Raw genomic sequence first — 12,442 nt, forward strand, 5'->3', positions numbered from 1 at the left:
ACCACGAGCTACAACCCCGTCCCTCCCGGGCCGGGAGTAGGAGGAGTTGGATGTTCCAGAACGCCGACGAAGTGCAGAAGTACGTAGCGGACAACGACGTCAAGTTCATCGATGTCCGGTTCTGCGACCTGCCCGGGGTGATGCAGCACTTCACGATCCCGGCAGCGACCTTCGACCCGGCCGAGGAACTGGCCTTCGACGGTTCGTCGATCCGCGGCTTCCAGGCCATCCACGAGTCCGACATGGCGCTGCGCGCGGACCTGTCGACGGCTCGGGTGGACCCCTTCCGCCGCGACAAGACCGTCAACATCAACTTCTTCATCCACGACCCGATCACGGGTGAGCAGTACAGCCGTGACCCGCGCAACATCGCCAAGAAGGCCGAGGCCTACCTCGCCTCGACCGGCTTCGCCGACACCGCGTACTTCGGCCCCGAGGCCGAGTTCTACGTCTTCGACAACGTCCGCTTCCAGACGTCGGCGAACGAGAGCTTCTACCACATCGACTCCGAGGCCGGCGCCTGGAACACCGGGTCGGAGGAGAACAACCGCGGCTACAAGGTCCGCTACAAGGGCGGCTACTTCCCGACCCCGCCGGTCGACCACTTCGCCGACCTGCGTGCCGAGATCTCCCTGGAGCTGGACAAGAACGGCCTCCAGGTCGAGCGCCAGCACCACGAGGTCGGCACGGCCGGCCAGGCCGAGATCAACTACAAGTTCAACACGCTGCTCGCCGCGGCCGACGACCTGATGCTCTTCAAGTACATCGTGAAGAACGTCGCCTGGCGCAACGGCAAGACCGCGACGTTCATGCCGAAGCCGATCTTCGGCGACAACGGCTCGGGCATGCACGTGCACCAGTCGCTGTGGCAGGGCGGCGTCCCGCTCTTCTACGACGAGCAGGGGTACGCGGGCCTGTCGGACATGGCGCGCTACTACATCGGCGGCATCCTGAAGCATGCCCCGTCGCTGCTGGCCTTCACCAACCCGACGGTGAACTCCTACCACCGCCTGGTCCCCGGCTTCGAGGCCCCGGTCAACATGGTGTACTCGCAGCGCAACCGCTCCGCCGCGATGCGCATCCCGATCACCGGCTCGAACCCGAAGGCCAAGCGCGTCGAGTTCCGCGCCCCGGACCCGTCCTCGAACCCGTACCTCGCGTTCTCGGCGCTGCTGATGGCGGGCCTGGACGGCGTGAAGAACAAGATCGAGCCGGCCGAGCCGATCGACAAGGACCTCTACGAGCTGGCTCCCGAGGAGCACGCCAACGTCCAGCAGGTCCCGACCTCCCTCCCGGCCGTGCTCGACGCCCTGGAGGCGGACAACGAGTACCTCCAGGCGGGCGGCGTCTTCACGTCGGACCTGATCGAGACGTGGATCGACTACAAGCGCACGAACGAGATCGCCCCGATCCAGCTGCGGCCGCACCCGCACGAGTTCGAGCTCTACTTCGACATCTAGGAACACCCCGGGCCGGGCTCACCCGCACCCGAGACGCCGAGGGCCGCCGCCTCCTTCTGGAGGTGGCGGCCCTCGCTCGTTCCGCCGGCCGGGCGGGCGGTACCTCAAACATTCCAGGTACCGGTCCCGGGCGCGATCCACCATCGTGGTCACCGATTGCACGCGGCCCGCCTCACCGAGTCGTCGGCCGCAGACATCGACTCACGGGGGTTTCCCATGCACATCCGCAAGCGCTTCCTCGCAGCCGCCCTGACCGGCGCGCTCGCCGGAGCCGGTCTCATCGGCGGGACGGCCGGTGCGGCCACCCAGGGCGATGTGGTCGCCCAGTCCTGCTACGGCGACGCGTGGAGCTACAGCAAGCCGTCGGGCACCTACCTCCAGCCGCAGAGCGTCACGTACTTCATGACCGGCAACTGCGCCGACATCAACATCAAGACCGGCACCAACCGCAGGGTGCGGGTCTGCTTCTACAGCAGCAGCGGCGGCCTCAACTACTGCCAGGGCTCCTACAAGACCACCACGGCGGGCCAATGGAAGGTCATCGCCAGCAGCGTCCTGAAGGGCACCCACTTCAAGTTCGACTTCGCGAGCTCCGCCGCCTCGACCGGTCAGCGGGCCCACTGACCGTCGAGGGGCGGCATCACCGCAGCGAAGGCCGTGCCCGTCCTGCCCAGTACTCGTCCGCCGTGATGCCCAGCAGAACCACGTCGTGGTGGGCGCCCGCGAAGTACTCGTGCTGGCGCAGGCGGCCCTCCTCCACGAAGCCGAGTTTGCGGTAGAGGGCCAGGGAGGCGTCGTTGAAGGCGTAGACCTCCACCTCGCACTTGTGGCTGCGCTGTTCGGCGAACATGTAGGTGAGGACCAGTTCGCTGGCCTCGGCCGCGTAGCCCTGGCGGCGGTGTTCCCGGGTGACCTCGATGCCCGTACGGAAGCGGCCGGCCCGTGCGTCCGTCTCGCCCACCGAGACCGCGCCGACGAAGGCGTGCTCGAAGCGGGTCTCGATGACCAGTTGGTACGCGGCCGCGTTCGGGGTGCGGCCGGCGCGTTCGGTGGCCCAGGCGCGGAAGCTCTCGTCCGAGCGGGGTGGCTCGACCACGTCGGCGTTCCGGGCGTCCACGGTGTGCAGGGCCAGGGCCCGGAAGCCCTCCCAGTCCTGCGGTTCGATGCCTCGCAGGCGTATTCTCTCGCCGGTCCAGAGGTCGGTCATCGTGCTCCAGCCTGGTGCGGGTGGGGGGCAGGGCGGTCGGTCGCGCGGGCGGCGATGGTCCTCGCGCAGTCCAGGGACTCCGCGTGTGTGGTGTCCACCTCCAGGTCGTACGTCACGCCCCGGTGGACCGTCGCCGCCTGGGCTGCGGCCATGCCCCTGGGGCGGTCGCCCCGGGCGATCTCGCGGGCCTCGGCGACCGCGCCCTCGCAACGGACGCCCACCCAGAGGACGTCGAGGCCCGTCAGCGCCTTGCGCCACGGCTCCTGGGAGGCCGGGCCGCCGAGGAACACGTCGTCGATGATGACCTTCGCTCCGGCCCGCGCCATCGCGGCGACGCCCTCGCGCCAGGCCGCCTCCAGTCTGCGGAACTCCGGCCCGACAGCCACGCCGCCGTCCGCCGCGAACTCGATGCCCGCGTCCGACGTTCGCAGGGACGCGGGCAGCGCGTCGACGAAAGCGTCGATCGCCGCGGCGAGCCACGGGTCCGGCAGTTCCGCCTGGAGGCAGCGGACGATGCCGGACTTGCCGGAGCTGGAGCCGCCGTTCAGCACGATCACCTGGGATGTCACCCGGTCACCCTAGAGGCAACCCGTGCGGTGTTCGACGCGTTTTCGGACGAATCCGGTCGGTCAGGCGGGCTTGATCGTGGCCAGTTGCGCGAGGAGCAGGAGCAGCCGGTACGCCGTCGCGTAGTCGGGGGACGTGAAGGTGACCGTACGAGCGCCCCCGGTCCGCGAGACGCCCGGGACCAGGGTCGCCAGGTCGACGGTGTGCGAGCCCGCGAGGTCGACCTCCACGGCCAGCGGGGCGGGGGCGAGCGTCAGGGGCTCGATGGCCGCGCGGCGGGACACCGCGTCCGCCGCCGCCCGGCGCAGCCGGTCCCGGGCCTCCTCCGGGTGCAGGGTCACGGCGGCCGCCGCGCCCAGCGCCTCCTTGACCGGGACGGTGACCGCCGCCGGGACCAGCTCGGTCAGCTCGGCGCAGGCCGCGTCGTCGCCGCTGAGCAGGACGACCGGTACGCCGAGGTGGCCGGCCATCGCGGCGTTGAGCCCGATCTCGCCCAGCGAGCGGCCGGCCACCCGTACGTCGAGGATCTCGCCGTTCATCGTGTGTGCCAGCACGCCCGGCCCCTCCCCCGCGCGCACGTGGTAGCCGACGAACAGCGCCGCGTCGGTCTCCGCGTCGAGCCCGGCGAGCATCTGCAGCGCCCGCGGCTTGCCGCGCACCAGGCGGGCCCGGCGGTCCAGTTGTTCCGGCAGGAGATTGCGGAAGGTGCCGTGCGCGTCGGCGACCAGCACATCCGCCGTGGGTTCGGCGTCCAGGACGCCCGCGACGACCGCGTTCGCGTCGGCCGTCATCAACTCCCGGCCGCGCTGGTAGTCGTAACGTTCGGGGTTCGTCTCGGCGGGGTGGACGATGCCCGAGACGCCTTCCATGTCGACCGAGATCAGTGCCTTCATGGGCCCGGGAGCCTACCCGGCGTACCCGAGGCCGGTCAGGAGCCGGCGGGGCTCGTCGGTGCCGCGCTCATGAACGCGGTCCTGGCCGCCTCCAGCGGTCCGGTGCCCCCGGACGCGGTGGTCCGGGGGCAGAGCGGCCGACCAGCGGCGGTCCAGGGACGGTCTACGGTCGGGGCGGGTCAGCGGCCGTAGCGGATCAGGGCGCGGACCATGCGGCAGGTGGTGTCGGACGGCGGGTGGATGCCCAGGCGCTCGGCCGTGATCCGTATCCGGTGGTTGCCGGCGCTGGAGGGCTGGTAGACCCCGCTGTCGAGCAGGGCGATGGCCAGGCGCATGGCCTTGAGGCGGCGGTTGTGGGAGACATACCACTCGCGGGGGCGGCCCGCGGGCAGCCGCTTCTTCGCCGGCGGCACGGGAAGCGGCGGGTGGAAGGGCATCGGGAGCTGTCGGTCGAGCGGCTCGGTCGTGACTACGGCAACGGCCATCGGCATCCTCCTGGCAGCGTGGTGGAACCCTCACGAACTCCCTCTATTTTACCGCCCCCCACTGACAATCGCCCCTGGCCAGAGGCTATTTCGGCAGTCCCTCGCGTAACCTTGGCCCCATGGAGATCTGGATCAATCCGGCCTGTTCCAAGTGCCGCGGCGCGCTCACCCTGCTCGACGCCGAAGGGGCCGACTACACCGTCCGCCGCTACCTGGAGGACGTGCCCTCGCCCGAGGAGATCCGGGCCGTTCTGGACCGGCTCGGTCTCGAACCGTGGGACATCACGCGGACGCAGGAGGCGGTGGCGAAGGAGCTGGGGCTGAAGGAGTGGCCCCGGGACGCCGGTTCGCGGGAGCGGTGGATCATCGCGCTGTCCGAGCACCCGAAGCTGATCCAGCGGCCGATCATCACCGCCGAGGACGGCACGGCCGTGGTGGCGCGGAGCGAGGAGGCGGTGCGGGACGCGTTGGGGCGCGGTGTCTGACCCCGTGTCCCGTCCGGTCTCCCCCGGGATGGAGTTCTTCACCGACTTCGTCGTCACCGGCACCGTGAGCGGCGCCGATGCCACGTGTACGCCCGCGGAGGTCACCGGCCTCCTCGGCGACGGGTTCGTCGAGAGCCTCACCGGGCCGGGGCGGTTGCTGCGGTGTTACGACCTCGTGGAGCTCGCCTGGGAGCGGGTCGGGGACGGGGGCGGTGGCACCTGGTCCGGTCGGTACCTCAGCGTGCAGGCTCACCGGCTGGATCCGCCGCTGCGGGTCGACGAGCTTTCCGCGGCCCTGGACCGGATCGGCTTTCCGCTCGTGGAGGTCACGCCCGACGGGACGGGGTGCCGCCGCCTCGTCCGGGCGGACAGCCGGGTGGGGGTGCTGGCCGACGAGGAGAGCGGCGAGGTGGTGCAGCTGACGGCGCCCGCTTGGTTCGCTCCCGGTCCTCGCGGGGAGCCCTCGCCGTGGTCCCGGGAGGCCGGACGCGACCGGGTCCGGCATCTGGCCGGGCTCGGTGCGCCGGAGCGGGAGGCCTGGGCGCGACGGCAGCAGCCCGAGAAGGCGGACGAGGCGGCGCGTTGGCGGTGGTCCCTGTGGGTCGCGTGCCGGCAGCTCCTGCCGGACGAACCGGACGCGGGTGCGGGGAGGTACGGTCACGATCGGGCCGCCTGGCAGGAGTTGGCGCTCTGGCTGCTCGGTGCCTGCGAGGCCGCCGGAGTCCTCGACCGTGCGGAGACCGTCTGCGAGATCGTGCGGTACGAGCTGCTCGACCCGGATGCGGCCGTACGGGCCTGTCTGGACGCCATCCCGGTGCCCCGGGCCGATGTGACGACCCGGGAGTCGACACCGTACGCACCGGAGAACCTGGTGGCGGTCAACGCTTCCCGGACCGCCAAGCGGCTCTCCCTCGCGGCCGGTGGGCTGCTGCCCCGGGTGCGGGACCCGGAGCTGCGGGCCGAGGTGCGGGCCTGGCTGAAGCTGCGGCCCCGGCTGATGTGACCCCGTGCCGGCTGCCGTACGGGCTCAGCGTTCGTCCGTGCCCGCGCGCTTGGCCGTGGACAGGGCTATCCGGTTCCAGGTGTTGATCGTGAAGATCAGGGCCAGCAGGTGGGCCAGCTCCTCCTCATCGAAGTGGGCCGCCGCCCGGTCGTAGACCGCGTCCGGCACCCCGGCGTCCCCGATCCGGGTGACCGCGTCCGTCAGGTCGAGAGCGGCCTGCTCCTTCTCCGTGAAGAAGTGCTCCGCCTCCTGCCACACCGCGACCAGGTGCAGGCGCTCCTCGCTCTCCCCCGCCCTGCGCGCGTCCGTGGTGTGCATGTGGAGGCAGTACGCGCACCGGTTCAGGTGCGAGGCGCGGATCTGGACCAGTTCGACCAGCGCCGGGTCCAGCCCGCTGCGGGCCGCCGCGTCCAGGCCGATCACGGCCCGGAAGACCTTCGGGGCGGTCTTCGCGAAGTCGAGCCGGGCCGTGCCCCGGTTGCTCCGGACGGTGGTGGCGGGGGTGGTCGTGCGGTCGTTCGTCTTGATCTCCGTCGTCGTCATGGGTACGAATCTAGAGTGACAGGCGACTGGGTGTGGGGTGCATTTCCTTGAAGGATTCATGGGTCAATTCCGCGGAGATCCTGGGCAGTGATCTGCCGCTGGAGCTCTCCGGGACCGGCAACCGCCGGGCCCTTCTGATGGCCGCCCTCCGTGACGCCGTGCGCAGCGGGCGGCTCGCCCCGGGCACCCGGCTGCCGCCCTACCGCTCCCTCGCCGCCGACCTGGGCCTCGCCCGCAACACCGTCGCCGACGCCTACGCGGAGCTGGTCGCCGAGGGGTGGCTCGCCGCCCGGCAGGGCTCGGGGACCCGGGTCGCCGAGCGGGCCGTCCCGGTGACCCCCGTGCACCGGCCGCGTACCCCCGAGCGCGCCGCCCGCCCGGTCCATGACCTGGTCCAGGGGCAGCCGGACCCCTCGGTCTTCCCGCGCACCGCCTGGCTGGCCTCGGCGCGGCGGGCGCTCGCCGCCGCCCCCGACGACGCGTTCGGGCCCGGCGATCCGCACGGGCGGCCCGAGCTGCGGCGGGCCCTGGCCGGCTATCTGGCCCGGGTGCGCGGGGTGCGGGCCGCGCCGGAGCGGATCGTGCTGTGCTCGGGGGCCGCGCACGGGCTGCGGCTGCTGGCGGACGTGGTGGGCGGTCCGTGGGCGGCGGAGGAGTACGGCCTGCCCTTCCACCGTGAGCTGCTCGCCTCGCACGGCGTCGGCACCCGGCCGCTCGGCGTGGACGCGGACGGCGCCCGGGTCGACGAGCTCACCCGCCACGACCGTGCCGTACTCCTCACGCCCGCCCACCAGTTCCCCACCGGCGGGCCGCTGCACCCCGCGCGGCGGGCGGCCGTCGTCGACTGGGCCCGCGCCACCGGCGGGCTCGTCGTCGAGGACGACTACGACGGGGAGTTCCGCTACGACCGGCAGCCGGTGGGGGCCGTCCAGGGGCTCGATCCCGAACATGTGGTGCTGCTGGGGTCCGTGAGCAAGAGCCTGTCCCCCACCCTGCGGATCGGGTGGATGGTGCTGCCCCAGCGGCTCGTCGCACCCGTCGTGACGGCGAAGGGTGAGCGGGAGCAGTTCTCCAGCGCCACCGAGCAGTTGACGCTCGCGGACTTCGTCGAGTCGGGCGCGTACGACCGGCAGGTGCGGCGGATGCGGCAGCGTCACCGCCGCCGCCGGGACCAGTTGGTGGCGGCCCTGGAGCGGCGGGCCCCGCATGTCCGGGTCACCGGGATCGCGGCCGGTCTGCACGCGGTGCTGGAGCTGCCGCCCGGCACCGAGCGTTCGGTGGTCCGGGCGGCGGCCTGGCAGGGGCTGGCCGTGGAGGGCCTCGCCGACTTCTCGCACCCGGGCGCGGAAGGTACGCGGGGTGCGCGGGGTGCGGAGAGCCCGGAGGGTGCGCGGGGTGCGCAGAGCGCGGAGGGTGCGTGGGGTGCGCGGGGTGCTTCGAACGCCGGTCCCGGCGGTCCCGCCGGTCCCGTCCCTGCCGTCGGCGTCACCGGCCGGGACGGGCTCGTCGTCGGGTACGCCACGCCCGCCGAATCCGCCTACCCGGAGGCGCTGGAGGCCCTGTGCCGGGCGCTGCCGCCGGGGTGAGCCGCCGAAATGGCCCTCAACCCGCCTGCGTCTCCGTCTCCGTCTGCGTCTGCACCTGGGTCTCCGCCGTCACCAGCAGCTCCGTCAGGTGCAGGCCGAAGCGCGCGTCGCAGGCGTGCGGCACCCCCGTGCGTACCGCTTCGGCCAGGGCGTCCACCGCGCCCCGGAACGCGGTCTCCGCGCCGGCCCAGCCGGGGATCGACGCCGTGCCCCGCTCGCCCCGGAACTCGATCTCGACGCCCGCCGCGCCGGGCGGGGCGCTCAGCCCGAGCGTCACCGTGCTGGACGCGCCGGAGGTGTGCCGCAGGATCAGGTGCGTGGTGTCGGCCGGGCCCCGGGCGGCGGTCAGGTGCTCGACGTCGCCCAGGACCGGGATCAGCACGGACAGCGCGTGCGGGCCGACGTCCCACAGGCCGCCCTTCTCGCGCCGCCACGGGGAGTCCGCGTACTCGCTGGTCGAACCCTCGGCGTAGAGCGAGCCCAGCCACTGGGCGCGAGCGGTGAACCAGCCGTCCACCGCCGCCTGTTCGGCGATCCACGCGGAGGTCTCGGGCGCGAATCGCAGCGTGCAGAAGACGACCGATGCCACGCCCGACTTCTCCGCCGCCTCCGCCACCGCGCGGGCCCCGGCGACCGTCGTGGCGACCGGCTTGTCCATCAGGAGGTGGCAGCCCGCTTCCGCCGCCCGGACCGCGAGCGGGGCCTGGACGTCCGGCGGCAGCGCGAAGGCCACCGCGTCGCTCGCCGCCAGGAGCGCGTCGATGCCCTCCTCGCCGGTGTACGCGCGGGTCCCGTGGGCGGCGGCGAGGGCGTCCGCCGCCTCGGCCCGACGGCCCCACACCCCGCTCAGCTCGACGCCGGGGTGCGCGGCGAGCGCGGGGGCCTGGGTGTTCCGCGCCCAGGGGCCGGTGCCGAGGAGGCCGATGCGCAGGGGGGCGGTGTTGCCGGCAGCTGAGTCCATGAGGCCAGTGTGCCGGGTGCGCCGGCCGGTTGTCCGGGGGGGGCGAGGCGTCCGTCGTCCGGACAGGAGGGTCTGCGCCGTCGCCCGGACAGAGAGAGTCTGCGCTGTCGCCCGGACAGACAGGGAGAGTCTGCGCCGTCGTCCGGACAAGGCGCGTCGGCGTTTCCGCCCTCGAACACGGCAGGCCAGCGTTTCCGCCCTCGAACACGGCAGGCCAGCGTTTCCGCCCGAACAAGGCAGGCCGGCGCAGTCGAGCGCGAAAGCGGGAAAGCGGGAAAGCTCGATAGCGGGACAGCTCGATAGCTCGATGCCGTCGGGCTCCCGAATGCGGTGGCGCCGAGCGGTCCTTCCCCGTTACGTTTCCGGGGCCGGCCGCGGGACTCCGGCGCGACTCCCGAGACGTGCCTGTGAAGCGATGATTTCGTTGTTCGCGCCTCCATTCCCCGGCCGGCCTCTGTCTCTACCGGGGGAAGACCATGAGCGCGTCCGAGACCTTCGCCGACCTCGTCGCCGCCGAGGACGTCCTGCTCTTCGTGAATGCGGCGATCACCGCGACCGGACAGCGTGAGTTCCGCTCGGGCGCCGCCGACCAGCAGCTGTCCCTGGACTTCCTGCACACCTACGTACGGGTCAACTACCGCCGGGTGTACGCGGCTTCGCTGGCCCTGGACATCAACCACCACAACGCGGCGCTCATCGTGCGCCGGCTGCTGGAGACCGCGGGCGAGGCGAGCCCCGAGGAGCGGCGCACCGAGGGGAGGCTGATCGCCGCCCGGCTGCCGCTGCTGCCGCCGCCGCGTGTCTACCGGCTCTTCGGCGAGCTGCGCCGGGCCGGTGTCAACAACCGGCGGACGCGCGCGATCATCCGGGACTGGCTGGCTGCCCGGCCGGACCTCGGCCATGACGCCGTGAAGTACCGGGCCGGGCTGAAGACCGTCGCCCGGCACATCCATCTGCCCTGCCCCGAGGGGGCCGCACCGCTCGCGGAGGTCGGGGAGTTCCTGTTCCGGCCCGGCCGGTCGCCGCGTTACGAGCACGGGATGCTCGACGCCTGGCGGCGCGCCCACTACGAGCAGGGGGCCGTGGCCGAGCTGCCGTTCAGCGTCGCGGAGGGGTTCGCCGCCAAGCACGGGATGAAGCGCGAGGTGTTCCTGAAGCGGGCCGCGCCCCGGATGACCCGGCTGGAGCGGCTGCGCACCCAGGAGCAGCGGGCCACGGGCGACCGGCGGCCGGATATCGATCTGACCGTGATGCCGCTGACCCGGCTCGCCCTGTACGTGCTCTCGCTCGGCTTCGAGCAGCGTGCCGAGCGCCGTGCCGAGCTGACCGGCGCCCTGCGCGCGGCGGCCCGCCGGGCGGCGGGCGGGCACGCGGGGAGCTGGGGGCGGGTGCACGCGGTGCTGGACGACAGCTTCTCCTCGTCCGGGTCGGGGCAGAAGCGGCGGCGGCCGCTCGCCGTGGCGCTGGCCTGCCACCATCTGCTGGAGGCGCTCGCCGCGCCCGGCGCGTACCGGGGGCTGTGGACCTCGGGCGCGGGCGACGCCCTGCTCGTACGCCCGTGGGGGCCGACCCCGCTGGGGATGCGGATCCTGGACGCGCTGGAGCCGGGCGCGGGCGGGGCGGCCCCGGACCGGCTGGTGATCGTCTCGGACGGCTGGGACAACGCCCCGGCGGGGCTGGCGGGCGAGGTGCTGCGGGTGTGGCGGCGGCGGCTGGATCCGGAGCGGCGGACGTCGGTGGTGCACGTCAACCCCGTATACGACGCGGAGGGTTTCGACGTGCGGCGGCTGGCGGCGGGGGTGGCGACGGCCGGGATCCGGGACGCGGAGGATCTGCCCGCGCTGGTGGAGATCGCCCGGTTCGCGGAGGGGCGCACGGGGCCGGCGGAGCTGTACGCGTATCTGGACCGGCGTGTGGCCCGGTTCACCGGAGCAGGCGCACCGGACGGCCGACGCGCGGGCGGGACAGCCGACGAGGACGCGGCGGAAGGGGTGGTCGCGTGAACCGGCTGGAGCTGACCGGGCTCACCGCCCGGCCCGCGCAGGTGTGGGGCGGCGTCCGCCTCGTCCCGCTGGTCCGCGAGGCCCCGGTGGAGGGGCTGCGGCTGCACCGCGAGGTGTACGGGGGGCTCGGCGCGGGGATCGTCGAGCTCGGGCCCCGGGCGCACTACGTCTCGTACATTCCGCACGGCCTGGTCGCCGACTGGTCGGGCGAGGACGGCCCGGCCCCGGAGGCGGGCCGGCAGTCGGCCGCGTACGGGACCCAGTTCGGCGGGGGCGGCGCGCCCCGGGCCATGCCGCTGCCGCCGGTGCCGCACCACCGGCTGGCCAAGCGGCGGCCGGGCGACCGGCTGCGGTTCCTGCCGTTGCACCTGGCGCTGGAGGGGTATCTCGCGCTGCACTTCGGCGGTCCTTCGACCGCCTGGGAGGAGTGGTCGCGCACGGCCCTGCGCGACGGACTCTCGCCGCGCGCCGAGGACGCCTACCTCGGGCGGTCGGTGCGCGGGCTCGCGGACGCGCTGCGGATCTTCGAGATCCACCCGGGGCAGTGCGGGGTGATGGTGTACGTCGCCGACGCGCTCGCCGCCGCCTTCGTCGTCCCGCATCCGGACGACTACCGGCTTCTGCACGCCTCGCTGGTGGAGGACCTCTACGGGGAGCTGGTGCACCAGTACGCGCTGTACGGGGCGCCGGTGCCGCAGACCCCGGTGCGGATCGGGGGCGAGGAGCACATCCGTGACCTCGGTGAGCTGCGGGCGGCCGCGCGGGCCCAGGAGCGGGTGTGGGAGGAGGCGCACGACACCCTGTTCGCGCGGGAACTGCTGGACTCCTCGTACGCGTTCGACCAGGTGTACCGGATGAAGTCCTTCACCCTGTGGCGTTTCCTGCCGCCGTTCGTCCGGGACACCGGCGGGCAGCACATCGGGGAGACGATCACCGACCACAAGGGGCGGGTCGCCTATCTCAAGACGTTCCGGCTCTCGGACGCCCAGATCCGCCGGGGCCATCTGTTGCGCACCGTGGCCGGGGCCGACTGGCAGCTGGACCGGGCGGCCGCCGCGCTGGGGTCGAGCCGGGAGGAGCTGGTGCGCCGGATGCGGGCGGCCGGGTTCTCGGCGCTCCTCAAGGGCAATGTCTGAGCGGTCACCTCACAGGAAACCTCGGTAACACGGGGTTCACATCCGGGCAACGGACGGGAAATCGCGTCTTGCCAAGCTGCGCGGCATAGACCGCTGCACCCGCAAAGGATGGC

General features: G+C 73.0%; 13 protein-coding genes. 7 read left to right on the forward strand and 6 right to left on the reverse strand.

Features of this window, described 5'->3' with window-relative positions; translation table 11 throughout:
- Nucleotides 1-50: 50 nt before the first annotated feature.
- Both glnA and ACH4UK_RS02000 read left to right on the forward strand, forming a co-directional pair.
- Nucleotides 51-1,460: a type I glutamate--ammonia ligase gene (gene glnA / locus ACH4UK_RS01995; RefSeq protein ID WP_007450202.1), complete on the forward strand. Its 1,410-nt coding sequence runs from the start codon at nucleotides 51-53 to the stop codon at nucleotides 1,458-1,460.
- Nucleotides 1,461-1,676: 216 nt separating this feature from the next.
- Nucleotides 1,677-2,084, forward strand: a complete 408-nt coding sequence (locus ACH4UK_RS02000) for a hypothetical protein (protein WP_398354141.1) — start codon at nucleotides 1,677-1,679, stop codon at nucleotides 2,082-2,084.
- Between the two features lie 16 nt (nucleotides 2,085-2,100).
- On the opposite strand, the gene ACH4UK_RS02005 is transcribed toward ACH4UK_RS02000, so the two are convergent.
- From ACH4UK_RS02005 to ACH4UK_RS02020, 4 genes are all read right to left on the reverse strand, one after another.
- Nucleotides 2,101-2,667 carry a GNAT family N-acetyltransferase gene (locus tag ACH4UK_RS02005; protein ID WP_398354142.1) on the reverse strand — a complete coding sequence of 189 codons (567 nt, stop codon included), beginning with the start codon at nucleotides 2,665-2,667 and terminating at the stop codon, nucleotides 2,101-2,103.
- Entirely contained in the window at nucleotides 2,664-3,236 is a 573-nt protein-coding gene (cpt, locus tag ACH4UK_RS02010; RefSeq protein ID WP_398354143.1) for a chloramphenicol phosphotransferase CPT, read from the reverse strand. The genes ACH4UK_RS02005 and cpt overlap by 4 nt, the downstream gene beginning before the upstream one ends.
- 60 nt (nucleotides 3,237-3,296) lie before the next feature.
- Nucleotides 3,297-4,127: a M55 family metallopeptidase gene (locus ACH4UK_RS02015; protein WP_398354144.1), complete on the reverse strand. Its 831-nt coding sequence runs from the start codon at nucleotides 4,125-4,127 to the stop codon at nucleotides 3,297-3,299.
- A 179-nt stretch (nucleotides 4,128-4,306) separates the two neighbouring features.
- Nucleotides 4,307-4,612: a hypothetical protein gene (locus ACH4UK_RS02020; protein ID WP_398354145.1), complete on the reverse strand. Its 306-nt coding sequence runs from the start codon at nucleotides 4,610-4,612 to the stop codon at nucleotides 4,307-4,309.
- Between the two features lie 119 nt (nucleotides 4,613-4,731).
- On the opposite strand from ACH4UK_RS02020, the gene ACH4UK_RS02025 reads away from it, so the two are divergent.
- Nucleotides 4,732-5,097 (forward strand): ArsC/Spx/MgsR family protein, encoded by a 366-nt coding sequence (locus ACH4UK_RS02025; protein WP_398354146.1) that lies wholly within the window; start codon nucleotides 4,732-4,734, stop codon nucleotides 5,095-5,097.
- A 4-nt stretch (nucleotides 5,098-5,101) separates the two neighbouring features.
- Nucleotides 5,102-6,100: a hypothetical protein gene (locus ACH4UK_RS02030; RefSeq protein WP_398354147.1), complete on the forward strand. Its 999-nt coding sequence runs from the start codon at nucleotides 5,102-5,104 to the stop codon at nucleotides 6,098-6,100.
- A gap of 24 nt (nucleotides 6,101-6,124) precedes the next feature.
- Here the strand turns inward: ACH4UK_RS02030 and ACH4UK_RS02035 are convergent, their stop codons facing one another.
- Nucleotides 6,125-6,643, reverse strand: a complete 519-nt coding sequence (locus ACH4UK_RS02035; RefSeq protein ID WP_398354148.1) for a carboxymuconolactone decarboxylase family protein — start codon at nucleotides 6,641-6,643, stop codon at nucleotides 6,125-6,127.
- Nucleotides 6,644-6,690: 47 nt separating this feature from the next.
- On the opposite strand from ACH4UK_RS02035, the gene ACH4UK_RS02040 reads away from it, so the two are divergent.
- The gene (locus ACH4UK_RS02040; RefSeq protein WP_398354149.1) at nucleotides 6,691-8,229 is read left to right on the forward strand and encodes a PLP-dependent aminotransferase family protein; all 1,539 of its coding nucleotides are present in this window, start codon (nucleotides 6,691-6,693) and stop codon (nucleotides 8,227-8,229) included.
- 16 nt (nucleotides 8,230-8,245) lie between these two features.
- Here ACH4UK_RS02040 and ACH4UK_RS02045 read toward each other — a convergent pair whose 3' ends face one another.
- Nucleotides 8,246-9,190 (reverse strand): Gfo/Idh/MocA family protein, encoded by a 945-nt coding sequence (locus ACH4UK_RS02045; RefSeq protein ID WP_398354150.1) that lies wholly within the window; start codon nucleotides 9,188-9,190, stop codon nucleotides 8,246-8,248.
- Between the two features lie 476 nt (nucleotides 9,191-9,666).
- Between ACH4UK_RS02045 and ACH4UK_RS02050 the strand changes: the two genes are divergently transcribed.
- Entirely contained in the window at nucleotides 9,667-11,193 is a 1,527-nt protein-coding gene (locus ACH4UK_RS02050) for a hypothetical protein (protein WP_398354151.1), read from the forward strand.
- The gene (locus tag ACH4UK_RS02055; protein WP_398354152.1) at nucleotides 11,190-12,329 is read left to right on the forward strand and encodes an ARPP-2 domain-containing protein; all 1,140 of its coding nucleotides are present in this window, start codon (nucleotides 11,190-11,192) and stop codon (nucleotides 12,327-12,329) included. The genes ACH4UK_RS02050 and ACH4UK_RS02055 overlap by 4 nt, the downstream gene beginning before the upstream one ends.
- Nucleotides 12,330-12,442 lie beyond the last annotated feature (113 nt).

Origin of the sequence: Streptomyces sp. NPDC020884, assembly GCF_044333935.1 — a bacterium.
Lineage (GTDB): Bacteria > Actinomycetota > Actinomycetes > Streptomycetales > Streptomycetaceae > Streptomyces.